The following is a 25,632-nucleotide window of genomic DNA, read 5'->3' on the forward strand; positions in this document are numbered from 1 at the left end:
GGCTTAGATTAATTCGGCGACGCGAACTAAGGGAAAGAAAATAAAGTCTTTAAAATCAGTCAGTTAGGATAAAAATCCGCAGTAGACCAAAGAATGCCGGGGTGCCATATCAAAAAAGAACGTCTGAATTCTGTAATTTTTTGAGTATCTCATGGCCCAGCTGAACGAAGTGCTGTGGATCCGGGTACCCACTCTCGATGGCCAGACGCTGCAGAGCCTGTTCACCGGTGAGTCCTTCATCCCCCTGTAAAAGATTGAGCAGTTGGACGGTCAGTGCATTGGTTTCCATAAACCGGACCTGATCCTCCCGATTGCGATAAACCAAAATAAAGACAGCCTCGGCTGAAGGTTGTTGCGGCTGAAAAGCCCGCCCAATCTTATGAACGGGATATTGATATGACAGCGCCCACACCAGGGGAGAGACCAGCGGCTGTTGTTGCAGCAGATCTTGTGTTAACCGCTTTTCGCCAGACACTGGTACCACCTCTTCCGAGACATCCAATGCCAGCTCCACCCATTCGTAATGCGCCAACTCCAATAAGAAGCCCGGGTCACCTTCTCGCCCTTCCCGTTCATATTGCAAGTAGGCGAGGAATTCCTGACTGATTTCCAGGAAATACGGAGAATGAGATTCGTGACTGCGAATAAAATCTCTCACCAGTTCGTGCCAGTCCTGGTCTTCATAAATACTGCGCAAAACTGGAAAGCCACTACTGAGAAAACTTTCAATATTGTTGTACACCAGATCGCAATATATTTTCAAACGTCGCTTTTCCAGATTTTCTGGTGCCTGACTGGCGTCTGGATCGCGAACGTAATCGGCAAACTGTTTTTGGGTGTGGAGAAACCCAGGGAGCGCATCACTCATAGTCACACCTTGCTCAAATCAGAGTCTGCATTCATTGAATCACGCCCCCCGGAAAGCGTTTTGGCCTCATCCTGCAACTGTTGAATCTGTTTGACTTCCAGCATCAATTCTTGCGTCGCAGGAATGTTGAAATCTCGCTCCAACAAGGTTGGCATGACACCGAAGCGCTGGTAAGCCACCTGCAGGATCTTCCATACTGGCGCGATTACATTAGCGCCGTGAGTATCAACCCGTAAGTCCTCCGCTTCTTCAAAATGCCCAGCGATATGTACATAAACGGTTTTTTCGAGAGGCAACTGCGTGAGGAACTCAAACGGGTCATAGCGATGATTAATGCTGTTGACGTAGATATTATTAACATCCAGGAGAAGATCGCAATCTGCTTCGGCGAGCACCGCGTTGATGAAATCAATTTCACTCATTTCCTGCTGTGGTGCGCAATAGTAAGAAACGTTTTCCATCGCGATGCGTTGCCCAAGAAAATCCTGCACCTGTTGTATACGATTCGCTACGTGTCTTACCGCCTCTTCGGTGAAAGGTATCGGCATCAAATCGTACAGGTGACCATGATCACTGCAGTAACTCAAGTGTTCGGTGTACTGGCGAATGTTGTGGTCTTGCATGAAGCGCTTAATGTTGGACAGCAGATCCAGATCCAGTGGATCAGCAGATCCAATCGATAGCGATAAACCATGACACACAAAGGGGAAACGTTCTGTATATTCGCGAAATTTCTTCGCAAACCGCCCACCCAGGTGAATCCAGTTTTCAGGCGCCACCTCCATAAACTGCACGTCGTCTACAGTCAGAGACTGTAAATCATCCAGCATGCTGCGCCTCAAGCCAAGACCGGCTCCATCAACGGGGTATGAACGCTTCATAATAAATTGCTTAATAGACTGGTGGTACAGTCACCCATCAGCGAAAAGGTGAGGCGACGTTGAATGACTTCTTGTTTAACTGTTTGATAACTTCTTTAACTCTTTGACAACTTCATGGCGTTTCGGGAAAGGTATCCACACACACCGTGTTTATAGCCCAACCGGAAACACCTGAAGTAAAGAGTCACTCACTCGTGAACAACCACGAAGTAAACCGCCTCACACCACAGGGTGAAAAAATCAAAGCGTGACATCAACTTTGGGCTTATTTCTCACCACAGCTGCCTTCTTTCATCGCTTTCTCTTCGCCACACTGGCCTTCTTTCATGGCTTTACCTTCGCCACATTTGCCTTCTTTCATGCCTTTACTTTCACCGCACTTGCCTTCTTTGGCAGCTTTTTTGTCGGCACCGCACCTGGCCTCGCCGCACTTACCTTCCTTCTTGGTTTTGGCCGCTTTATCGGCGCCGCATTTAGCTTCCCCACACTTGCCTTCGGCGCCTTTTTCAGCCAGGTTATAGCCCGAAGACAACTCCTGTGCGGAGAAGGGATTCGCGTCCGCGTGAGCCAACGGAGCCAGTGCAGCAGAAGCAACAAACGCAGCACTGACTGCAGCTGCAAACGGTGACGTTAAAGTTTTCATTTTAACTGCGCGGCCAGTTGTGATTTCTTTCTTAACCATAACCCTTATCCTTTCTAACTGTTTATGTCGAGTGCCTGAGAGCATGGAGACAGTTGGCTTTATGCACAACAATGTCCAGCTGCTATATCGTGTACCATCAAGTACCGCCTGTCACATCAATTAGTCGACAATCCACCAATTAACTGACGGTCACGCCATCGCTCCATGAAAAACCACTTCCGGTCGTGAAAACCCGGCATCACGAAGGTGATGGTGTTTACTATGACCGGGCAGTCTTTGGATAGTTTCACAAAAGCGTGGCAAAGGACAAGCCAGCAGGGAGGTATGCTACACATCACGGCGCCTGCCATGGGATTCAGACAACAGCCTGGGGTTATGTCATCTCCTGCCAGATCTTGTGATTCGGAACTAGACAATGAGAGTCGACTCAAGCTCTGCTTACGTCTCGCTCCACAGTTTCTTCAGGCGCTTTTCAGACACAGGCATGAGTGTTTTCAAGGTTTGAGCAAACAGCGATACTCGGTACTCTTCCAGCATCCAGCGGTATTGAACCAGCTTTTCGTTGGCATAACTTGCCGCCTCACCGTCTTTATCCAGCTTTTGCTGCCAGGGCTCCCACAAACCATCCACTTCGGCGGTCCAGACTTTATCCTTTTGAATTTGCGTCGGCGCCTTCTCCAGCCGCAAACTGATGGCCTTGAGGTAACGGGGGTATTGCTGCAACCACTTTTGTGGCGTCTGGAATAGAAAGCCCGGGTAGATAAGCCGCTGCAATTGCTGGTTAATATCGCCAGCAGCCACTGCAATGGCCAGGGCATTTTTATTGGATTTGATGTTTTTCTTGATGGTCACGACTTCGGTCAGCACCGTCACCATGAGTTTTTCCAGCTCGCTGGCCCTGGCCGTAATCTGATCTCGTCCGGCGTCAATACACGCCAGAAACGCCGCCTGGGTACGGGGCAACTCCCCGCTGAAACAGGCATCGGCAACCGCTGCCATGATCATGTCATCCACCACCGCCTCGCGCTTGCCGAGCGACACCACCGTAAGCCCCAGATCCTTACCTTTCAACAACTCCTTGCGCAAGTATTTCACATTGCTTTGCAAGTGCAATAAGGCCAGCCGGGTAATGCCTCGCCTGGAGAGGTACTCGGCTTCGATGGGGTTATCCTGCAAGCGCAGAGCCACCGAGTCCTTTTCGTCAATCAACACCGGGTAAGCCGTGATACTCATACCAGCCCGCTTCAGGCGAATATCTTTTGCCAGCTCGCCAAAATCCCATTCTACGATGCCCGCACGCTCAATCGAATCATCATTGCTTTTCAGCGTTTGTTGCAACTGATCCCGATAGCGCTCCCGCAGGGTCGCCAGATCTCGTCCCTGTGCCAGTACCTTACCGCGCTCGTCCACCACCTGAATATTGAAACGGTAGTAATCATCCACTTGCACCTGCTGCCATTGGTCTTGTGGAATATCCACACTGGTCTGCCGTTTCAGCTGATGACCCAACGCTTCAGTCAAGGGCACGTCATCCGGGCTCAAGGAAGCCAGAGCTTCATCCACATAGTTGGGCACTGGCACAAAGTGTTTGCGCCATTGCTTGGGCAGCCCCTTCACCAGCTGAATGCATTTCTCTCTGAGAATACCGGGTATCAACCAATCCAGCCGGTGCTCCGGCACCAGGTGCAACGCGGCAACCGGTACCTGAATACTGACCCCATCTTCAGGGTGGCCCGGCTCAAAATGGTAGCTGAGGGGAAAGGTCAGGCCCTGCCAGTTTAATTCGGCCGGGAACTGCGCTTCAGTGATGGCACTGGCGTCGTGCTGCATCAGGTAATCGCGCTGCAGATACAACAAGTGTGGCTGAGGACGCTCTTTATCCAGCTCAACAGATTTTCGCCAGTGTTCAAAGCCCGCCAAATTCACAATATCCGCAGGAACCCGCTCGTCATAAAAACGATAAATAGACTCTTCATCCACTAAAATATCGCGGCGACGGGATTTCGCTTCCAGCTCGTGCAGCTCAGCAATCAGCTGTTGATTGTGTTTAAAGAACGGACCTTTACCCCGATAGCGCTCTTCCACCAGCGCGGCGCGAATAAACACTTCCCGAGCCGTTTTCGGATCGATACTGCCAAAGCTGACTCGCTGTTTTTCAACCAGCACCAGTCCGTAGAGCGTCACCCGCTCATACGCCATGACCTGCCCGCTTTTGACGTCGTAGTGTGGCTCAAACTGATTGCGCTTGACCAGATGGGTCGCAGCCTGCAAAACCCAGGCAGGCTCAATTTTGGCTACCTGATGGGCAAACAAACGGGAAGTCTCCAACAGCTGGCCGGCTACCAGCCATTTGGGAGACTTCTTACTTTGAGACGACCCCGGGAAGATAAAGAAATGGCGGTTGCGTGCGCCCAGGTATTCTTTGTCTTCGGCCTTGTTGCCCACGTAGCCCAGCAAGCCCGTCAACAACGCCCGGTGCAGAGCTTCATAAGCAGCCGGCTCGGTGTTTTGCTTGAGCTTTAAAGGTTTTAATGCGGTGACCAGTTGATGGTGTATTTCTCGCCACTCGCGCAGGCGCAAATACGACAGAAATTCTTTTTTGCAGAGTTTACTGTACTGGTTTTGAGAGAGATCCTGCCGCTGTTGCTCGACATAATTCCACAGATTGATATAGGCGATGAAGTCCGAGTGGTCATCGTTAAAACGACGATGCTTTTCATCAGCGGCCTGCTTTTTATCTGCCGGCCGTTCACGGGGATCCTGAATGGACATGCCACTGACCACAATCAGTACTTCACGTAAACAGCCGAGCTTGGCTCCCGCCAGCACCATCCGCCCCAGACGCGGGTCTACCGGCAGGGTCATCAGCTGACGTCCCAGTGCATTCACCTTGCCGTGTTTGTCGACTGCCTGCAATTCTTCCAGCAGTTTGAAACCGTCGCTCAGCAGGCGCGGATCCGGCATGTCCACAAACGGAAAATGCCGTACTTCGCCGATGCGCAAATTCAACATTTGCAAAATCACCGCTGCCAGGTTGGTGCGCAAAATTTCGGCGTCGGTAAACTCCGGGCGGTTGAGAAAATCCTGCTCATCGTAGAGGCGATAACACACCCCCTCACTCACCCGTCCACAGCGACCCTTGCGCTGATTGGCACTGGCCTGAGAAATGGGCTCAATGGGCAAGCGCTGAATTTTGGATCGAAAACTGTAACGGCTGACGCGCGCCAAGCCCGGGTCAATCACATAGCGGATGCCCGGCACGGTAATACTGGTTTCGGCCACGTTGGTGGACAGCACAATACGGCGGCCTTTGTGCGCGTTAAACACTTTATTCTGTTCAGCCAGGCTCAGGCGCGCGTAAAGGGGTAATACCTCCAAATGTGGAAACTCGGCGCGGCGCAACGCCAGCGCCGTTTCACGAATTTCCCGCTCGCCACTGAGAAACACCAGAATATCTCCGCCTCGACGGGTACCGCTCTTTTCAGTTTGCAGGATTTCTTCAACGGTGTCGGTAATGGCCCCATAGAGATCTTCGTCCTTATCCGCCATGGGCCGATAGTGAACCTCAACCGGAAAGGTGCGACCTGACACTTCAATCACCGGGGCATTGTCAAAATGCTCCGAAAAGCGCTGCAGATCAATGGTGGCCGAAGTAATAATCACCTTCAGATCCGGGCGCTTTGGCAGTACTCGCTTGAGGTAACCCAACAGAAAATCGATATTGAGGCTGCGCTCATGCGCCTCATCGATGATCAGCGTATCGTATTTATTCAAGTAGCGGTCGTGCTGAATTTCGGCCAGTAAAATACCGTCGGTCATCAGCTTAATATGGCTGGTGTCTTGCGAATGATCGGTAAAACGCACCTGATAGCCCACCGACTGCCCCAACGGCGTGTTCAGCTCTTCCGCAATACGGGACGCCACCGTGCGCGCAGCAATCCGTCGGGGTTGTGTGTGGCCAATCAGCCCCTTCACACCACGGCCTAATTCCAGGCAAATTTTCGGTAACTGGGTGGTTTTACCGGAGCCCGTCTCACCCGCCAGAATGACCACCTGATTCTCCTGAATCAGCTTGGCGATTTCCTCCCGGCGCCCGGAGACCGGCAATTCTTCGGGAAATTCAATAGTGGGGACCGCTTCGGCGCGACGGCGGCACAGATCAACCGACCGTTCAATACCGCCCCGCAGCTTGTCAATCGCCTGATCGGCAGACTGCCCGGTTTTCAGGCGGTCTTTGATTTGCCCCAATTGACGGGACAAGCGGTGCTGATCGCGCCCCATAGCCTCTTTCAGCTTCGCTTCTAACGACAAAACAATCTCTGTAGACAAAGCCTTTGTGGACAAAGCGAACTCCTGACAACTCAAATAAGACCGCACTGGCAAAACCACTGCGGGACAACAGCCATAGCTGAAAGCCGGCCATTATAAAGGGTTGGGAGCGGATATAAAAACGGGGCCTTGAAAGCCCCCGCAGACTAGCTGGCGTGGATTTTGAGTGGTTCCGCAGAAGCATCCCCAGAAGGGGTCTCGACAGGCCATGTTAGAGGCGGGAAGCTCTCGCTCAGGGTGTAATCCGGGCACTCGGCCTTGAGTTGATCGACTTTCGCTTGGTTTTCAGGGGAGAGGGTCAGGATCAGGCTGTCAAGGATGCTGTTGATCAATTCCCATATGGGTTTCAGGCTGACTTTTTGATCCTTTTCTTCGCGATTTCCGGAGCAGTTTTGTGAATAGCGAAACGAAATTTCAGCCAAATAATGCTCTCCCACAGGGAAAAGGCACTTGTGTACTGGTGTAGCGTTTCTGTGGTTCACAGGCTGCACATTAAATTTTGCGGCAAACACAGGTAAATCATTTACCCCCAGAACCTGCCCAAAACTCACCATCCACGAACAACACCATTTCACCTGGCAGCATTTTATGCCATCGCTCATTGTTGGTGAGCGGCTCAGTCGCGACAACCGTTACCACATCGTTGGGCGTGGTTTCACCGGCGAAGTCGATGGCGACGTCTGCATCGGTAAGCTGAGCCTTGCCAAACGGTGCTCGTCGGGTAATCCACTGCAATTTGGTACTGCAATAGGCCAGTAAAAAACGCCCGTTACTGAGCAACAAATTAAACACCCCCATGGCTCTTAACTGCTCACAGCGAGGGTGAAGAAACGCTTTTAGCGTCTGTGGGTCCGGCGAGCGGTCAAAAGTCGTGCGTAATTCCTGCAGCAACCAGCAGAAAGCGTGCTCGCTGTCGGTGGTGCCAATCGGTACGTCTTTGCCTAACGTTAGGCTGTCAAAATGGGGCAGCTGGCCATTGTGAGCAAACGTCCAGTTTTCGCCCCACACTTCGCGGGTAAAAGGGTGAGTGTTCTCCAGGCAGATAGGGCCCATATTGGCCTGGCGAATGTGACTGATGACGTAACAGCTTTTGATCGGATAACGTTGCACCAGCCGTGCGACTTCGGAGTCAACGCCTGGGTCTGGGTCGCGAAACTCGCGGATGCCCTTGCCTTCATAAAAGACAATGCCCCAGCCATCTTTGTGGGGGCCGGTGCCACCCCCACGCTGAATCAATCCCTGAAAACTGAAACAAATATCCGTGGGGACATTGGCTGACATTCCAAGCAGTTCGCACATAATAATGACTCGCCTGTAATTGGCTTTTATTGTGTTTTAGGCTTTTGTTTGCTTAATGAGCAGTTCTACTGTTGCCAGCTGGTTGCAGAGCCCTCTATGGGTAAAAAAATATAAAAAAGCGCGGTATCTTCAAAAACTCAGTGCTTGCCAGTGTCTCATGGTATAGCCGTAATGGTTCAGGTTAACCCGCCAGTCGTTCCATGAGAATGATTTTGCGGCCCTGTTGAGTATAGCGCTGAAACGCCTCGCTCATGAAGGCCGGCGCCTGCTGTGGATCTTTTGACTGAAACCCGACTTGAGCGTAAAAGCTCTCCAGGTGCTGAAAAGGATAGCAATAGCAGGGGTTTTCCCGCAGAAAACTCACCAATCCTTGCAGTAATTGAGTACCGACACCCTGCCCGCGTAATTCCGGGGCAACACACATGGCACGCAGAAAATACCAGCCATCGCTTTTCGGCTCCAGACGCACTGCAGCCACTATCCCCGCAGCCCCTTTCAAGACATAAAGGACTTCACCACGTCCGGCTTTAGATGAATACCGGCACTGTTTATAAAACTTATTGATTAAGGGGATCTGTAGGTCCGAGAGCCGCTCTAATTGATACATAGGGGATGACTGCCAACCGCGTTTGTCGTCTGATCAACGTGAATAAGATTAACGTCTGTGATTACTGCGCTGCGCTTCGTAGTGCTGCAAAAAACACTGGAAATAGTCATGAAGTCTTTCAGCATCCTCATTAAAACCCAGAGTCTGCATTAATAACAAACCGGTTTCCACGGTCGAAAAATGCCCTGGTTGCTGGTTTTTACGCAGCTGATAGGCGCTGGCTGAATCGGATTGTAACTCCAGGCGAGGCAGACGTTGTAATTCCGGTGAACTTCGTACCATCTTTGCGGCCTGCTGCCAGGTACCATCAAGCACGATAAACATCAGCTGATTCATGTCATGGGGGACACTCGAACTCAGGCAAAAGGATAGCGGTAAGTCCATCACCGCGCGCTCCGAGCAAGGTCGATCTTCCGGGAATAACAGAATGGGCGTTAACCCTTGCTGCCCGGCAATTTCAAGCACCTGACTGCCCGCCGTTTTACGCTGCCAATCGAGTACATGTGCATTGGGCAGTGACGCCTCCAGCAGGCGTCCGGTATTAGAAAGTTTGGCATGCTCACGCTCATGCGTCAGCAACAATACATGCAACCGGGGCGTCAACTGAGGTGCCTGCTCGCACAGACACCACTCTTTTCGCCAATGGCAACGACCGCATTCGGTCACACTGTCTCTAGGGTACAATTTTCACACTTATACAGTTATACATTTATACAGGGATTAACTTAACAGCCCCTGCATGCGGCGGCCTTCCCGGGTTAAGTGCCAGCGCATTCCCTGTTGTCCACTGACCTTGCCTGACAGATCTTTAGACACCAGTATCGCCAGTGTTTTGCTGACCGTAGCTTCATCCATTTCGGTCTCCCGGCACAGCCCCGGCAGCGAGCGAAAGGTAAAGTCACTCTCCGCCAATGCCTGCAGCACTTTAGCAGCCCCCTCGTCCAGATCACTGTCCAGTTCGACGTTGTGGTCATCCAGAACATCCTGCTCTGTTTCACCGGCAATCAACGGCATCAACTCATCTTGTAAAACACGCAACTCATGTTGGGTCGCCTCCGCTTGTGCTTTGGCCAGGGCAACTTCACGTGAAAGACGATCCGACATACTGACGATCAATACCCGCGCTGCAATCGCCGCCACCAGGCAAAACCCGGTAAAGATCAACAAACGGGAAGGATCTCCCTGAATTTCCAGGATCAAGTCACTGTTGACGAGATCCAGGAACACGGGGACCAAGAACGAAGCTCCCACGCCAATCACGATACAGCGAGGTAAACTGCCACGGTCGCTGGTATTTTGGTTCATTTGGTAATAGTTGATCAAGCCACCAAAGACACCCGCAATCAGCATCACTGCGGCCAGAATTAAAATATGATTCGCCATACTGTTTCCCTTCTGCTCGAATTTCCATGTTGGTCAATACGCTTGACGACTTTGGCGTTAAATCCGCCCCTCCCCCTAAAATACAGCGAACCGGATTAGATGCAAAGTGCGCCACCCAATGGCTAACAACCGCCAGCGCACGAGGATCTGCGGCAGAGCGTTCCTGAAAGCCGATAGGTGATGGTAATACGTGCCGGAGATAATTATATTGACGGGATCGCCATTCTGGTCAGCCCCGGTAAGCGCTCAGGCAGGCAGCGTCTGAGCACTCTGTTAAGCAACCCGTCAAAGCAATTCTCAGACTAGATTGCGCTGGCTGGGGCCGACTGATCGGAAGTGGAGGCGCTGGAGGCGGGGCCAGCCTCTTGGGTTAGAGCCTGAATGCGGGCTTCGCTTTGCTTTTGTGCTGCTGATTTTTCAGCAGGCTGCTTTTTCCAAAAACGAGAGGCAACGTCAAACAAGACCGCCAGGGCAGCCGCAATACCCATCCAGATCAGCAAGGCCGAGCCCGCACGGTAGAACGCCCCTTCCCCTTCAAATACCATTTCCATCAGGGCCATCAATACCGCCGGAGCCATATCCAGGTAGCCCTCCCCCACACTGAACGGGCAAACAAGGATCACCAACATGACCGCGCGCAATACCCGCCGGACCAGAGACCAGTTAATCCACAGGGTAAAACGCCACCATACTGCATACAAACCTGCCGCACCCAACAGGTAATATCCCCAAGCTGCACTACTGCTTTCTAACATCATGTCTGCTCAATCTTCCTGTCCATTGTTTTTTGTTGTGTGTGATGACCTGACAACCCACCCCGACTTCACACAGTGTACTCATTTTTCACTCAACCCAGTGTACGATATAGTCTTCTAATTCCTCTTCTGGAACCTGCTCCTCTGCATACACTCTGCCCCGCACGGAAATGCCGGCTTTATGTACCGATTCACTCGATCCGGAAATCAGCGGGTGCCAATCATACAGCGGCCTGCCCTCAGCCACCAATCGATAGGCGCAGGTCTTCGGTAACCATTTGAATTGAGAGACCCCCTCAGGAGTGAGATCGACACAGGCTGGCACGAGCGTTAATCGCTGCTCGTATTCGCGACATCCGCCCTTTTCACGATCCAGATAGCGACAGGCCACGCAGGTATAGTGTACTTCGCCGGTGTCTTCGTCTTCCAACTTGTGCAAACAACATTTGCCACAACCGTCACAGAGGGATTCCCACTCCTCTTGCGACAATTCGGATAACGTTTTTCGCTCCCAAAAATGGGCGAATTGAGCAATCATAGGTTTTGAACATTCATCGGTGTCAGGCATCCATATTGCTGGGAATCCGTAGTACTGAGACCCCAGCTCGGTTACAGATTCATTTTAGAGTTCTGCAGGTGAATCGCTTGCATTTCAGTATCTTTAACCGGAGGCATCTGCAAGTAGTAGCCCTTGAGCTCCACCTGCTCCAACACACGCTCCACCTCGACACGGGCCAGTTTTTTGCCGGGCTGCAACAGCAGGGTCATGACATGCTTGGGCTTACCAAACTTCTCCAGCAGCGCCTCGGGAACGCGGGTCAATGCATCCGTTTTTTTTACGTAAAGAAACATTTCATCTTCACGAGGGCTTTTGTAAATATCGCAAATTACTCTCATGCTCTTCTCTCTGGCAAAGTTTCCTCACGCTGAATCGCGGTACAGGTGCTTTGTTTCAGGTACTGGATTATAGGCACTTGTTTACAGGTACCTGGTTACAATTATTTGGGTCTTGGCGTTACCGGCATGAACATCTCGGGCTGGCACGCACCTGGCGCCCTGAAAAGTCAACGCTGACCGGCAGACCACTGCTGCGCCAACGTCAGCAAGCCCTGACCCACAACCTCCCGCCGCCAACCGGACAGACGCTCGTTTAAACTATAGTCACTATTTTCCATGCCTGAACGCACCAGATCCTCAAAATCCTTCTTGCGCACCAGCACTTCAGGCGCAATACCCAGCGTTACCGCGGTTTCACGGGCAAAGTGTTTCAGCGATTTCAGCAGATCGCCCTGCTCCGGCGGCAGTGGCTTGGGCAGTCGGAGAGGACACGCCTCTTCCGGCAGTTTTTCAGATTCGGCAATGATGGACAGCAGCGTGTCGCCATCTTCCTTGAGAATTCGAGCCGTCATGCCCTCCAGGCCTGAAATCTGTTTCAATTCGGTTGGCTGGTAGCGGGCCATGTCCCAGAGAGCATGCTCCTTAATAAGTCGATTTCGGGGCACATCGCGCGCGCGCGCCTCCTCTTCACGCCAGGCGGTAAGGGCTTGAAGCACTGCCAACTGGGGGCGATTCAGTTTCCAGGCGGACTTGATTTTAAGGTACATCTGATCGAAATCGATGCCCCGCTCGGCCTGCGCCAGCATGTCAGCACAATCCTTTTCCACCCAGGCCAGGCGCCCATTCTGCTTTAACTGTTTGCGTAGCAGGCCATAGGCAACCAGCAGGTAAGCCACATCCAGCGCCGCGTATTGCAACTGTGGCTTACTCAATGGGCGCTGTAACCAGTCCGAGCGGGTTTCACTTTTCGGCACGGGTACATTCATCAACACTTCTATCAGTTTGGCGTAACCCAGTGAAAATCCATGACCGGCGATGGCTGCGGCAATCTGGGTATCAAACACCGGGGTTGGAATCTGCCCCATAAACGTCTGAAAAACTTCCAGGTCTTCGGAGCAGGAGTGCAGCACTTTGATCACTTCAGGGTTGCGCATCACCCCCTGGAAGGCTGAAAAATCATCAATTGCTAACGGATCAATGAGATAACAACCCTGCCCATCGCCGACCTGAAACAAGGCGGCCTTGGGAAAAAAGGTCGTACTGCGCATAAATTCGGTGTCGACAGCAATCGCCGCCTGCTGGTTCCAGCGTTCACATAAACGTTCAAGTTCAGCGGTTTCATTGATCCAAATGGGGTCTTGGGGAATGACAGACATGCAGTTACTCAAGTAATGGGAATGGTGTCAGGCAGCGAAGGGCGCGACCATTGCATCAGCAACGGCCTCCCGTCAGCGGCGGTGCTTGCCGCCCACTCAAATCTGGCGACGCGAGGACAGCGCATGAGCCAGGGTGCCGCCATCAATGTATTCCAGCTCCCCACCTAAAGGGACACCGTGGGCAATCCGGCTGACTTTGACGTTCTGCGCCTTCGCCTGATCGGCAATGTAATGGGCGGTGGCCTCGCCTTCCACGGTGGGGTTTGTGGCCAGGATTAATTCTTCAACATTGCCGGCTTGCAGACGGCTTAGCAACACATCCAAACCGATGTCGGCCGGGCCAATGCCGTCAATGGGCGACAAGTGCCCCATTAAAATAAAATACTTGCCCTGAAAGGTGCCCGCAGACTCCATCGCCAGCACATCTGCCGGTGTTTCGACCACACACAATAAGGAGTCGTCCCGGCGGCTGTTATTGCAGATGCCGCAAACCGGTTGCTCGGTCAGCGTTCGGCAACGGCTACAGTGACCAACACCTTCAACGGCTTTATCCAGGCAGCTGGCCAGCCGCGCCGCACCTTCCCGGTCCCGCTCCAATAAATACAGCGCCATACGCTGCGCAGACTTTGGACCCACGCCCGGCAGACAACGCAAGCTACTCATTAATTCATCAATCAGGGGACTAAACATAAATCAGTTGATTTATCCGTTACGTTTAATTAATTCAGCGGTGATCAAAACGGCATTTTGAAACCCGGCGGCATTTGCATTCCGGCGGTCAAATCGCCCATTTTATTTTTCGTATTGGCCTCGACCTTACGAACCGCATCATTCACAGCTGCAGCCAATAAATCTTCCAGAATTTCTTTCTCTTCGGTCAGCAAGCTCGGGTCAATGACCACCGACTTGACATCGTGCCGCCCAGTCATGACCACCTTTACCAACCCGGCTCCGGATTCACCCTGAACTTCTGCGTTGGCCAGCTCTTCCTGCATTTTTTGCATGTTGGCCTGCATTTCCTGGGCCTGCTTCATTAAATCGCCAAGACCTTTCATAACTACCTCGATATTCCTGTGCTTAATTGGTTAGCACTAATTTTACTTAAACCGTCCACTACGCATCCAGGACCGGTTTAACCGACTCTGCATCCAAAACACCTTCAAACTGTTGCAACAACTGCTGCACCACCGGGTCGTCATTTAACGCCTGCAGCGCATAGGTGTACTGCTCTTCACGAATGCGGATGGCACAAGCCGCCGGAGTTTCCGCCGTCACCGTGCCTAGCTCAATCACCGCCGTCACTGACTGACCAAAATACTGGCTTAACAATTCGGATAAACGAGCCTGGTGGCCATCGTCATATAAGGTGCTGTGCAGATGATCGAGCACAAAATACCAGTGATTGCCCTCAATATGATGAAGCAAGCAGTTGGACACTGTGCTCTGCAAAACACCCCCAACGCCCAAGCCGGCGTAAATCTCTATCCAGCGCTCCGGGCTGGCCGCCGCCAAGGGAACCTTCTGTAGGGCCGGGGCTGACGCAGCAGGCTTCTCCGCCGCCTGGATCTGTCGAGCGGGCTGCAGCCCCATCGACGCCATTTCTTCCGCGGACAAGCTGCGCCCCTGAGGGCTGCGGCTTTGGAAGTCCTGCGAAACCTCTGCTCCAGTGTCCGGCGGGGATATTGGCTTAATCGCCTCTAGCGACGCGTCCTCTCTGGCCGGCTGCAAGCGTTGTTCCGAATCACCAGTACCCGACTGGACTGCTGCCGAGGGCACATCGGCTCTCTCACCGTCTGACACGACATCTGTTACCACGTCAGCTTTTTGTGGTGGTGTCGGCATCGCCTGCGGCGCAACGGCGGGCGCGGGTTGAGACTGTTCCGCCATTCTCTGAGGCTCTATATCTGCCCGCTGAGGCTCTATATCTGCCCGCTGAGGCTCTATATCCACCCGCTGAGGCTCTTCATTACCCCACTGGGGGGCTTCATCCACCAATGGGGCAGAGGGCGGACGCGCTGGCGAAGCTGTTGACTGCAGCCCAGACGCAGGAGCAGTCTCCGTCGATGCTGGAGCAGCCTGAGGTGTCGACTGAGATTGTGGCAGCGCTTGAGTGGGCACACTGTGCACCCCCTGCGGTCTGAATGCCATCATCCGCAACAGGACCATTTCAAAACCAGACCTGGGGTCCGGCGACATGGGCAGATCACGACGTCCCATTAATGCGGTCTGATAAAACAACTGCACGTCTTCTGCTGGCAACTGCTGCGCCAGCGACAAAATATGTTCACGATCGCCACGACTGTTATCAACAGCCTCCGGGAGCGCCTGGGCAATGGCAACCCGATGCAACGCCGACAACAGCTCTGCCAAAGCGGCACTGTAGTCCGGTGCGTGTTGTGACAATTCATCCACCGCTTGCAGCACCTGCGCGCCATCACCCGATACCAACGCTTCCAGTACGCGGTAAACCAGGTTCTGGTCAATGGTGCCCAGCATGGCTCTCACTTCGGACTCTGCGACCTTGCCGCCACCAAAAGCAATCGCCTGATCCGTTAAACTCATGGCATCGCGCATACTGCCATCGGCAGAGCGACCCAATTGCCACAGGGCGGACTCTTCAAAAGGCACCATTTCCTGCTCAAGCACAAACTTGAGATGGCCCACAATCCGCTCCGGGTCCATGTTTTTCAGATGAAACTGAAGACAGCGAGACAAAATGGTGACCGGCAGCTTTTGGGGATCCGTTGTAGCCAACAGGAATTTGACGTGGGGAGGCGGCTCTTCCAGTGTTTTCAACAGCGCATTGAAACTGTTGTTGGACAGCATGTGCACCTCATCGATCAGGTACACCTTGTAACGGCCCCGCGTCGGGGCATACTGAACATTTTCCAGCAGCTCCCGAGTATCCTCAACCTTCGTTCTTGACGCCGCATCCACTTCGATCAGATCGACAAAACGGCCTTCGTTGATCTCACAGCAGGCACCACACTGACCGCAGGGCTCAGAACTCACCCCGGATTCACAATTGAGGCATTTGGCCAAAATTCGGGCAATGGTGGTTTTACCGACACCGCGTGTACCGGTAAATAAATAGGCATGATGCAGACGATTGTGATCCAGCGCATTCACCAGCGCCTGCAGCACGTGCTGCTGTCCAACCAGCTCACGAAAGGTCCGTGGACGCCATTTTCGGGCAAGAACTTGATAGCTCATGAAGGTTGGGGATTCCTTGTCTTTAAATCAATAGAAAGATAGTGAGCGACCGATTATATCGACAGAAGTTGCCGCTGGCGAGCCACCACTCAGAAGGCCTTAGAATTGGGCGTTATGAAGACAAAGAAAACGAACAGAATGACCGCAGGAGAAGTTTCGCAGGAATTGGGTGGCGGCTCAAACCAGCCACACCCCGGCACATGAGCTCACTGCTACCGTTGCTCCCTTCCGGGCCTGGCGGAGTTCACAGCTAATCATTGCGAGGGGACCGGAAAGAGCCACCATTGCGAAACGCCGGCGATTATTCCCGTTTTGAGGGGCGATTGCAACCCTGTGGGCAAATTGATCGCGATTAACGTCGTTGCCAGAATGCACAACCTCGTGCATTTGCTCAAGCTCTGACCTAAACCGCTCAAAAACAAGCACAACTCACAAAAAGGGCCCACCCTTGCGGGAACACAGGAAAACATCACCAGTGCATAAAAAAAGGGGGGGATTGATGATTTTCAGCCTGGGGGCTGTAAATCCCCCTGCGGGCTCCTGCGGAGTCTAAATCGCGATGCGATTTGTCGAACCGGGGGATGTTGTTAAATCAGCCCCGCTGCGCGGTTAATAAAAAAAGGGCCTACCCTTGCGGGTAAGCCCTTTTTTATTAAATGGCGGAGAGGGGGGGATTCGAACTTAAATCCTAACCTATTGTAATATCTGTATTTTATTTGGTTCGAAAAAACTCAGTGTTACATATGTTGTTACATCAATTTCCTGTTGAAAATTCGAGGGTTCGAATCCCTTAATGAAAAGCTCAGTAATGATACGCAAAGAAATGTTAACGCACAGGAAGTCCGCAACATTCATTATGAGACTAGTAAAACTGGCAGCAAGCGCCCTCATACCATTCTAAACACTATGATGTTACGCCCATCTGAAATTCAAATAACAACAGTCCACGATCGCCTCTATAGCCATACATTATGAATGACATTCCAGCTGACCGATACCAACCCCATCCTTAGGAGCAAGGTGTTTTTGGGTGTGCAGGCTTAACCGTCCGGCGAACTCATCTTCAAATTCGGTGTCAAGTTGACCCGAAGGTCCTGATTAGCTCCGTTGCGCCGCTGGAGGATATCACCGATGTGTTTTCCAAGCTGCGTTGGTCAAACAATAAGACCAAAATTCACATTTCTCCTCGATAAGCCTTGGGGCGTCTGACACGGTCTCAAACACTCTAGACGGGAACATCCAAGTCACTGTTTTTTTAATATTTCATTCAATCATCTTCTTTCCATTAATGTGTCGGGTATTTTCAGAGAAAATTAACCCTAGCGCCTTCCTTTCCAGAAACTGCCCAAAAAACAGGTGATGTCGAGGGGGGGATGGACAAAGAGAAGGCGCCCTATCCCCCACGACCGTTTACAAACGGCTATTGCTTTCTAAAGCATCAACGACTACCTGGGGAACAGCAAAACGTTCGCCGTACTTTTCCTCTAACGCCCTGCAGCGATCAATGAAACGCTGTAAACCAAAGTTATTAACCCACTGGATATAGCCACCCGTCCATGTAGGTGCACCAATCCCCATGACTGATCCGATGTTACCGTCAGCAGATGCACGCAGTACACCGCTCTGCAAACATTTCAACGCCTCGATAGTGGGTCTGAAAAGAAGTCTATCTTTGATATCCTCGCCCACAATTTCCGCATCAGAGTTGCTGTAAAGTGTTGTCAATTCAGGCCAAATATATTTCGTTTCACCTTGAGGGTATTCATAGAATCCACCTCCATGTTGGCGCCCTCCCCGATGATTCTCGTCAATCATGGTTGTGAGTACGCCCTCCATAATACTGGTATCACCAATCGGGGACTCCAGTCCCAGATCACGCCAGGCATTAAAAATGCTTTGAGTTAATTTCAAAGCCGTTTCATCATGAATTGCCAAAGGGCCGATCGGCATTCCGATGGCAACACCGAGATTATCAACACTGACCGGATTAATGCCTTCCGTCAGCAATCTGATGCCTTCATCAAGATAGGTAATGATGACCCGGGATGTGAAAAATCCCGGTGAATCGTTGACGACAATCGGTGTTTTCTTAATTTTCCTAACAAAATCAAACGCTTTAGCCAGCGTTTTATCCGAAGTTTTGTCACCACAGATAATTTCGACCAAAGGCATTTTGTCCACTGGTGAAAAGAAGTGCAGACCGATAAAATTTTCAGGTTTTTGACTGCCCTCTGCCAGCATGGAAATAGGTAATGTAGAGGTATTTGACGCCCAAACACCCTCTTCCTGCAAATACTGTTCGGTTGATCGGCTTATTTTGTGCTTCAAGGCCATGTCTTCGAACACAGCTTCGACAATCAGGTCACAGCCATTTAAATCCTGATCCTGGTTACTGGCCGTTATCAGTGCTAGAACATTGGCTTTTGATTCCTCTGTGAGACGCCCTCTGTCGACTTGCTTGGCCAACACTTTTTCTGAATACTGCTTCCCTTTTAAAGCAGCTTCGAAAGAGACATCTTTCAAGACCACCTCAATACCAGCCATGGCAGCCGAATAGGCAATCCCCTGCCCCATCATACCGGCACCGATAACACCCAGTTTTTTTACTTCGCTTTTATCAAAGCCTTCTGGTCGACTCGCACCCGCATTCAGCTTGTTAAGCTGAAAGAAGAATGTGCTCATCATGTTTTTTGCTTCTGGCGACATCACCAGTCGGGTCAAGCTGCGAGATTCAATCACTAATGCCGCATCAAAGCCTACTCTAGCTGCCTCCACCGAGACATTTAAAATTTCATTTTGAGCAGGCAACAAGCCACGGGTTTTCTTAAACAGTTGAGCAGCCGCAAAGGTAGTAAACAGGTTATTTTCAGGGGCATCGGCTTTACCGCCAGGAATTTTAAAGCCTTTGGTGTCCCACGCCTGAATGGATGCTTGCGGATTATTGCGGTTATTCAATATCCACTGTTTTGCGTGTGGCAACAATTCATCAGGTGAATCAACCGTTGCCTGTAGAATTCCCGCTTCTATTGCTTTCTCCGTCGACAGCGCCTTGGCCTCCATCAGATAAGGTAAGGCAGCCTGCAATCCCAACATATTGACCAAGCGTACAATGCCGCCTGCACCCGGTAAAAGACCTAAGGTCACTTCAGGTAGTGCCATTCGTAATTTTGGATCGTTAATTGCCACACGATAATTACACGCCAGACAGATTTCAAAACCGCCTCCCATTGCGGCACCATTAATAGCAGCGACGACAGGTACTGGCAACTTCTCGAAAAAACGCAATTGCGACTTTATTGTCTGTGCAATATTAAAGAAATCCTGCTCTTGTCCTGGCTGCATTGAATATATTTCATTTAAATCACCGCCAGCTAGGAAAACTTTTTTTGCTGAGGCAATAACAACGCCGGTTAGGCCATCTTCATTTTTAAGCCGATTGATCGCCACGTCCATTGCGTTACGATATTCACTGTTCATGGCATTGACAGGGCCGTCCATATCCATGGTGATTGTGACAATGCCATCACTGTCTTTTTGATAGTTAAAATCAGTCATCATAAATTCCAAACCGTTTATTCTATTAGAGGCGTTCGATAATCGTGGAGATTCCCATGCCACCACCGACACATAATGAAATCATTCCCCGTTTAAGTTGCCTGCGCTCCAGCTCATCCAGAACAACACTAATTAACATACCACCGGTAGCGCCCAAAGGGTGCCCCATCGCAATCGCACCGCCACAGACATTGGTTTGCTCATAGCTCAGGTCAAGATCCTTCATATAACGGAGCACCACCGACGCAAAGGCTTCATTAATTTCCCAAAGATCAATATCGCTTTTCTTCAGTCCCGCTTTTTTTAAACATTTCAGTGCCGCCGGAGCAGGTCCCACCAACATCAACATAGGGTCAGTTGCCAGCACTGCAGTTGCCACGATTCGTCCGCGAGGCGTTAAATTTAAATCCTGACCGGCCTGCTGACTTCCGATTAAAACGGCGCTGGCACCATCAACAATCCCGGAAGAGTTACCTGGAGTATGTACATGGTTAATGGAAGCAAGTGTATGATACTTGTTAATCAAGATATCGTTGAAACCCTGCTGACCAAATTTTTCAAAAGAAGGTTTGAGTTGCGCCAACACTTCCTTGGTTGTAGTGGATTTAATAAAGTTGTCCCGTTCTGCAATCGTCAATCCGTTTCTGTCTGTGACCGCAATAACAGATTTATCAAAGTAGCCATTTTCCTGGGCCAAGGCGGCTCGCTGTTGCGAGGTATACGCCACATGGTCGACGTCACTACGGCTAAACCCCTCCAGCGTCGCAATGGCATCGGCACCAATACCTTGCGGAACATAACCGGTCTCAATGCTAAAACCTGCATCCCCACCCATGACTCCACCGTTTGATCCCATGGGTACACGGGACATGCTTTCCACACCACCAGCCACCACCAGATCCTCCCAGCCAGAGGCGACTTTTTGAGCCGCTATATTGACGGCTTCCAAACCGGATGCACAAAATCGATCAAGCTGCATACCCGGTACCGAGTCGTCCCAACCTGCATTTTGAACAATCATTTTGGTCACATCGCTACCTTGTTCTCCTATGGGAGTACAGCAGCCCATTACCACATCGTCCACATAGCTGGTATCCAGTTTGTGGCGATCCTGTAGTGCTCGTAGCAAACTTGCACCAAGATCTATGGACTTGACTTCGTGCAGATTCCCATCAGGTTTTCCTTTACAGCGCGGAGTTCGCACTGCGTCAAAAATATAAGCTGTGTTTGTCATTAAAGCCTCACAAAATATCTTGTAAAAAAACCGATTTGGAGAGAGCCCTCCAAATCGGAAAACAGCAAGAAATGGGCACCCAAATGCCTCCCCCCGCCGTGGGAGAAACTTCGTAGAGCCCGACTAAGACTATCGCCCTTTAAATTCTGGCTTTCTTTTTTTCAAAAAGGCATCAATACCTTCTTGACCATCCTCGGCAACCGCCAGTCGGGCTATGGATATCCCTTCGTTTTGCATCTGCGCCTCAGGTGAGTTCGCAAGACTATCATGCAACAAAGCCTTAACCGCACCATAGGCTTTGGTTGGCCCATTCGACAAGCGATTGGCCCACTTCATGGCCACATCATCCAACTGATCATCCTCGACTACCTCGGTGACAATTCCCAACTCTTTGGCATCAGCGGCGGTCAGGGTAGGATTCAACACCAACAGTTCATAAGCTTTTCGCATACCAACAATCCGTGGTAAAGCATAAGTGGCTCCCCCGTCGGGTGATATTGCCGATAAGGTGTACGCGAACGTAATCTTTGAAGACTCCGCTGCAAGTGTCAGATCCGCAACACAAGTCAGACTGGCACCACCACCACCGCAAATGCCGTTCACAACGGCTATCACTGGTGCATCCATACGCATCAGCCGGGAGACGGCCGTGTGAAAATGCGTAGTCATGGCACCGAGTAATGCATCGGCATTTGATCCGGCACTGGAAAAGGCCGCAATGCTTCCACCTACGGAAAACGCTTTTCCCTTGGCCCGAAGTAACACCACCCGAACACTGCTCTGTAAACTTAGCCAGGTAGCCGCTTCAGAAAAAGCCTTGCAACTGAATTCATCAAGTGCATTAAAGTTATCAGGATCATTGAACAATATTGTTCCTATACCACCAGTCAGTGAAACTTGCACTCGATGATCACAAAGATCGGTCGTCATCATTTTTTCGATTGCCATACTGAATTCTCTTCTGCTATTGGTACGTTATAATCGGAATACACCATAATTCGGATCACCAAACGGTCTGTTGAGTGACGCTTCCAAAGAAATCGCCAGCGCATTACGAGTCGCTACCGGATCAATAATTCCGTCATCCCATATTTCAGACGAGGTAAAGTAAGCACTGGTCTGATTTTCATAGTTCGCCAGAACCTGAGCACGAATTTCATCCAGCTCTTTTGCATCAGGCTCGATGCCGTTGCGCTTTAATTGTTGCAGCTTAACCGTTAACAGAACATTCGCAGCCTGCTCAGGTCCCATTACCGAAATCTCGCTGTTTGGCCAACTGAACAAAGTGCGAGAATCAAATGCGCGTCCACACATTCCGTAGTTACCCGCACCAAAAGAGCCATTAGTCATAACGGTAAATTTAGGCACTTCGGCACAAGCATGCGCCATAATCATTTTGGCACCATCTTTGGTAATACCCGCACGCTCATACTCTTTACCAACCATAAATCCAGTAATATTCTGCAGGAAAATCAACGGCACGTGATTCTGATTACACAACTCAATAAAGTGCGCAGCTTTCAACGAACTGTCGTTAAACAACACCCCATTGTTACCCAGAATACCTACTTTATAACCCATCAGATTAGCAAAACCGCAAATCATGGTTTCACCATAGTTGGGCTGGTATTCAGCGAAGCGACTGCCATCCACTATGCGAGCAATCACTTCACGCATGTCGAATTGTTTTTTTACGTCATCAGGGATAATCCCATATAATTCATTGGGGTCGTAATAAGGGTCTTCCGGAGTCTCTCGCTGCAGAGCGTACTTGGTTGGTTGCTCCCACTGCTCGACGATTTCACGACCAATTTTGATCGCCTCAATTTCATTGGCCGCATAGTAATCACAGGTGCCGGATACTGTGGTGTGCATTTTGGCACCACCCAGTTCGTCAACACTCACCTCTTCACCGGTAGCCGCTTTAACCAAAGCAGGACCACCCAAAAAGACCGCGCCGGTACCATTAACAATCACACTGTAGTCAGACAACGCCGGCACATAAGCACCACCGGCAGTACAGTTACCAAACACCAGCGACAACTGCTTACAACCCAATTTGGAAAGCTGCGTCTGATTGCGGAAAATGCGTCCCGCCATATACTTGTCACCAAACAGATCCGACTGCAAAGGCAGGAAACCACCGGCACTGTCACACATGTGGATCATTGGCAAACGGTTTTCCAGGGCAATGTCGGTTGCGCGCACCATTTTCTTTACAGTCAGCGGGTACCAGGCACCGCCTTTTACCGAACTGTCACTGGCATTAATGACCACTTCACGCCCACCGACTATACCAATACCCGTAATACAACTCGCACCCGGTGCATTGCCGTCATAGGCCATGTTTGCCGCTAACGATGAAAACTCCAAAAACGGGGTGCCGGGATCAAGCAAGTGATCCAGACGCTCTCGCGGCATCATTTTGTTTTGTTTTTGCAGGCGTTCAACGTCTCTCTGCGGACGGCTGAAGCGGGCCATCTCCTGCTTTTGATGAAAATCACTGACCAGCTTCTGATTATGCGCTTTGAAGGTACGATACTCTGAAGAATGCGTGTTTAATTTTGATTGAATACGTTTCATTTGGATGCCTCCTCCTCACCGATTGCCAGCGTCATAAGAACATCACCTTTGTTAAAACTGGCACCCTGGGATGTCGGAACCGTTTCTACTACACCGTCGATTTTGGCTTTTAATTCGATTTGCAACTTCATGCTTTCTATCAACAGAAGCGTCTGACCTTCTTTTACCTCATCTCCCTCGGCCACCAGCACATCAATCACCACACCCGGCATCGGCGCTTCAACCTGAGTACCCTCAACCACATCGGCCGCCATCGCTTCGGCTGCACTGTCAACCAGAGTCAGACTTAACGTTTTGCCATCTATGTGCACAAACAGGTTGTTGTCATCCTGAGCCACAATAGCCGAATAACGTTTACCATCCAGCGTCAACTGACACTCGAAATCATCAATCCAATTTAATTGCGCAACAAAAGGCTTGCCATCAATAGTCAACTTGGTTTCATTGCGACGGTAAACCGGCAACACCTGATAGAGTGCATTTTGCAGACTAAATTCGTGCTTCATGATTAATTACTCCACGCGCCAATGTAGCTATACAGATCAGGGGTTTTATCAGCCATCAACTGAGACTCTTTTTCCGCCAACATAGCAACAGAAAGGGCCGCATGCTTTACATCCTCAGAAAGAGGCAGCGGTTTAATGTCGTGATTCTTAATAAAGTTGGTATCAAAATCCCCAAAGTGGATCTTGTCGTGATCCAGCAGAGCCAACAAATAATCGATATTGGTTTTAACCCCGAGAATCACCAACTCACCCAAGGCAGCCTGCATTTTACTGATGGCCCCCTCACGACTGGGCGCATGCACAATCAACTTGGCCAGCATAGGATCAAAAGCCGTTGTCACCCTCTGTCCCGCATAGATACCGCTATCAAAACGTACACCCTCTCCCTGCGGAGCGCGCACCGCCAACACCTTGCCAGTAGCAGGCATGAAATCGTTAAAGGCATCTTCAGCACAGATACGACATTCGAGAGCGTGACCATTAGCAACAATATCCGACTGACACAACGCCAACGACTCACCAGCCGCAATACGCAACTGCTGTTCAACCAAATCCAGGTCGTACACCATCTCAGAAACAGGGTGCTCCACCTGAATACGGGTATTCATCTCCAGAAAGAAGAACTCCCCCTGATCGGTGTAAAGAAACTCTACGGTACCCGCACTGCTGTATTTGGCCGTCTTGGCAATACCAACAGCCGCCTCACAGATTTGCTGGCGCGCTTCAGCCGTCAACGCGATAGACGGCGATTCTTCAATAACCTTCTGAAAGCGACGCTGAATAGAACATTCACGCTCACCACAATGAATAACGTTATCGCCATCCCCCAGTATCTGCACTTCAATATGGCGAGCACTTTCAAAAAATCGCTCCACATAAACACGACCATCACCGAAGTATTTCAACGCCTCGGATGCGGCCACTCGAGCAGCCGCAGCCAGATCTTCCGGCCGACGTACAATACTCATACCTTTACCGCCACCTCCGGCAGAAGCCTTAACCACCACCGGAAATTGCATATCCTGCAACTGCCCCATGAAAGAGGGATCGTCAATATCCACAGTGATGGACGGCGGCACAGGAAAGCCATTGGCCGACACAAAATCGCGAGAAGCAATCTTGTCACCCATCAACTCAATCACCTCAGCTGACGGTCCGACAAAGATAATACCCTGCTCTTCAAGCGCTTTGGCAAACTTGGTATTTTCCGACAAGAAGCCATAACAAGGATGAACGGCATCCACACCATTGTCCTTGCAAAGAGCGATAATCTGCTCGATATCCAAGTGCGCAGCCGAAGGGGTCTCACCGTAAATCTCAAAGGCCTCATCCGCCTGTTGCACCACTGGCGATAAACGATCGCTCTCGTGATAAATAGCTACCGATGCAATCCCCAGACGCTGCAGACTTTCCAGCACCCTCAATGCAATCTCGCCCCGATTGGCGACTAATACTTTCTTCATGGCTTTACCTGTCATTTTCACCACCCTCTATCTGATTCGGCACCCGGCCATCACTACTTGAGCACTCTACACATAAATTGAGTCCAACTCAATATTAAAT

At 50.8% G+C, this 25,632-nt stretch carries 22 protein-coding genes and 1 other RNA gene; all 23 read right to left on the reverse strand.

Annotated features, from left to right (window positions below; genetic code table 11):
* Nucleotides 1-109: 109 nt before the first annotated feature.
* The 23 genes from G8770_RS04105 to G8770_RS04215 all read right to left on the reverse strand — a co-directional run bounded on the left by G8770_RS04105 (nt 110) and on the right by G8770_RS04215 (nt 25,532).
* Complete coding sequence (locus tag G8770_RS04105) at nt 110-868, reverse strand: HvfC family RiPP maturation protein (RefSeq protein WP_167182037.1); 759 nt, start codon at nt 866-868, stop codon at nt 110-112.
* A gap of 2 nt (nt 869-870) precedes the next feature.
* Nucleotides 871-1,749, reverse strand: coding sequence for an HvfB family MNIO-type RiPP peptide maturase (locus tag G8770_RS04110; RefSeq protein ID WP_167182039.1), 879 nt, complete (start codon nt 1,747-1,749; stop codon nt 871-873).
* 265 nt (nt 1,750-2,014) lie between these two features.
* Nucleotides 2,015-2,431, reverse strand: coding sequence for an HvfA family oxazolone/thioamide-modified RiPP metallophore (locus G8770_RS04115; RefSeq protein ID WP_243760252.1), 417 nt, complete (start codon nt 2,429-2,431; stop codon nt 2,015-2,017).
* 399 nt (nt 2,432-2,830) lie between these two features.
* Nucleotides 2,831-6,736 (reverse strand): ATP-dependent RNA helicase HrpA, encoded by a 3,906-nt coding sequence (hrpA, locus tag G8770_RS04120; protein ID WP_208022033.1) that lies wholly within the window; start codon nt 6,734-6,736, stop codon nt 2,831-2,833.
* A gap of 131 nt (nt 6,737-6,867) precedes the next feature.
* Nucleotides 6,868-7,143, reverse strand: a complete 276-nt coding sequence (locus G8770_RS04125) for a hypothetical protein (RefSeq protein ID WP_167182042.1) — start codon at nt 7,141-7,143, stop codon at nt 6,868-6,870.
* Nucleotides 7,144-7,240: 97 nt separating this feature from the next.
* Complete coding sequence (locus tag G8770_RS04130; protein ID WP_167182045.1) at nt 7,241-8,020, reverse strand: class II glutamine amidotransferase; 780 nt, start codon at nt 8,018-8,020, stop codon at nt 7,241-7,243.
* A 181-nt stretch (nt 8,021-8,201) separates the two neighbouring features.
* Nucleotides 8,202-8,627, reverse strand: a complete 426-nt coding sequence (locus G8770_RS04135; RefSeq protein ID WP_167182048.1) for a GNAT family N-acetyltransferase — start codon at nt 8,625-8,627, stop codon at nt 8,202-8,204.
* 48 nt (nt 8,628-8,675) lie between these two features.
* Nucleotides 8,676-9,293, reverse strand: a complete 618-nt coding sequence (locus G8770_RS04140) for a DTW domain-containing protein (RefSeq protein WP_167182051.1) — start codon at nt 9,291-9,293, stop codon at nt 8,676-8,678.
* A 54-nt stretch (nt 9,294-9,347) separates the two neighbouring features.
* Entirely contained in the window at nt 9,348-10,010 is a 663-nt protein-coding gene (locus tag G8770_RS04145) for a YEATS-associated helix-containing protein (RefSeq protein ID WP_167182054.1), read from the reverse strand.
* Nucleotides 10,011-10,312: 302 nt separating this feature from the next.
* Complete coding sequence (locus G8770_RS04150) at nt 10,313-10,768, reverse strand: hypothetical protein (RefSeq protein WP_167182056.1); 456 nt, start codon at nt 10,766-10,768, stop codon at nt 10,313-10,315.
* 85 nt (nt 10,769-10,853) lie between these two features.
* Complete coding sequence (locus G8770_RS04155) at nt 10,854-11,303, reverse strand: YcgN family cysteine cluster protein (RefSeq protein WP_167182059.1); 450 nt, start codon at nt 11,301-11,303, stop codon at nt 10,854-10,856.
* Between the two features lie 71 nt (nt 11,304-11,374).
* Complete coding sequence (locus tag G8770_RS04160; protein WP_167182062.1) at nt 11,375-11,662, reverse strand: YcgL domain-containing protein; 288 nt, start codon at nt 11,660-11,662, stop codon at nt 11,375-11,377.
* Between the two features lie 167 nt (nt 11,663-11,829).
* Nucleotides 11,830-12,978, reverse strand: coding sequence for a ribonuclease D (gene rnd / locus G8770_RS04165; RefSeq protein WP_167182065.1), 1,149 nt, complete (start codon nt 12,976-12,978; stop codon nt 11,830-11,832).
* Nucleotides 12,979-13,074: 96 nt separating this feature from the next.
* The gene (recR, locus tag G8770_RS04170) at nt 13,075-13,668 is read right to left on the reverse strand and encodes a recombination mediator RecR (RefSeq protein ID WP_167182068.1); all 594 of its coding nucleotides are present in this window, start codon (nt 13,666-13,668) and stop codon (nt 13,075-13,077) included.
* Nucleotides 13,669-13,712: 44 nt separating this feature from the next.
* A complete protein-coding gene (locus tag G8770_RS04175) occupies nt 13,713-14,033 on the reverse strand; it encodes a YbaB/EbfC family nucleoid-associated protein (RefSeq protein ID WP_167182071.1) in 321 nt (106 codons plus the stop codon).
* A gap of 58 nt (nt 14,034-14,091) precedes the next feature.
* Nucleotides 14,092-16,191 carry a DNA polymerase III subunit gamma/tau gene (dnaX, locus tag G8770_RS04180; protein ID WP_167182074.1) on the reverse strand — a complete coding sequence of 700 codons (2,100 nt, stop codon included), beginning with the start codon at nt 16,189-16,191 and terminating at the stop codon, nt 14,092-14,094.
* 177 nt (nt 16,192-16,368) lie between these two features.
* Nucleotides 16,369-16,465, reverse strand: an RNA gene (ffs, locus tag G8770_RS04185) — signal recognition particle sRNA small type.
* A gap of 1,136 nt (nt 16,466-17,601) precedes the next feature.
* Nucleotides 17,602-19,749: a 3-hydroxyacyl-CoA dehydrogenase NAD-binding domain-containing protein gene (locus tag G8770_RS04190; RefSeq protein ID WP_243760253.1), complete on the reverse strand. Its 2,148-nt coding sequence runs from the start codon at nt 19,747-19,749 to the stop codon at nt 17,602-17,604.
* A 22-nt stretch (nt 19,750-19,771) separates the two neighbouring features.
* Complete coding sequence (locus tag G8770_RS04195; RefSeq protein WP_167182077.1) at nt 19,772-20,980, reverse strand: acetyl-CoA C-acetyltransferase; 1,209 nt, start codon at nt 20,978-20,980, stop codon at nt 19,772-19,774.
* A gap of 129 nt (nt 20,981-21,109) precedes the next feature.
* Nucleotides 21,110-21,928 carry an enoyl-CoA hydratase/isomerase family protein gene (locus tag G8770_RS04200; RefSeq protein ID WP_167182080.1) on the reverse strand — a complete coding sequence of 273 codons (819 nt, stop codon included), beginning with the start codon at nt 21,926-21,928 and terminating at the stop codon, nt 21,110-21,112.
* Nucleotides 21,929-21,955: 27 nt separating this feature from the next.
* Nucleotides 21,956-23,563, reverse strand: coding sequence for an acyl-CoA carboxylase subunit beta (locus tag G8770_RS04205; RefSeq protein WP_167182083.1), 1,608 nt, complete (start codon nt 23,561-23,563; stop codon nt 21,956-21,958).
* Nucleotides 23,560-24,069, reverse strand: coding sequence for an acyl-CoA carboxylase biotin carboxyl carrier protein subunit (locus G8770_RS24335; protein ID WP_167182086.1), 510 nt, complete (start codon nt 24,067-24,069; stop codon nt 23,560-23,562). The genes G8770_RS04205 and G8770_RS24335 overlap by 4 nt, the downstream gene beginning before the upstream one ends.
* A gap of 2 nt (nt 24,070-24,071) precedes the next feature.
* Nucleotides 24,072-25,532 (reverse strand): acetyl-CoA carboxylase biotin carboxylase subunit, encoded by a 1,461-nt coding sequence (locus G8770_RS04215; protein WP_208022034.1) that lies wholly within the window; start codon nt 25,530-25,532, stop codon nt 24,072-24,074.
* Nucleotides 25,533-25,632 lie beyond the last annotated feature (100 nt).

Origin of the sequence: Pseudomaricurvus hydrocarbonicus, assembly GCF_011602365.1 — a bacterium.
GTDB lineage: Bacteria > Pseudomonadota > Gammaproteobacteria > Pseudomonadales > Cellvibrionaceae > Pseudomaricurvus > Pseudomaricurvus hydrocarbonicus.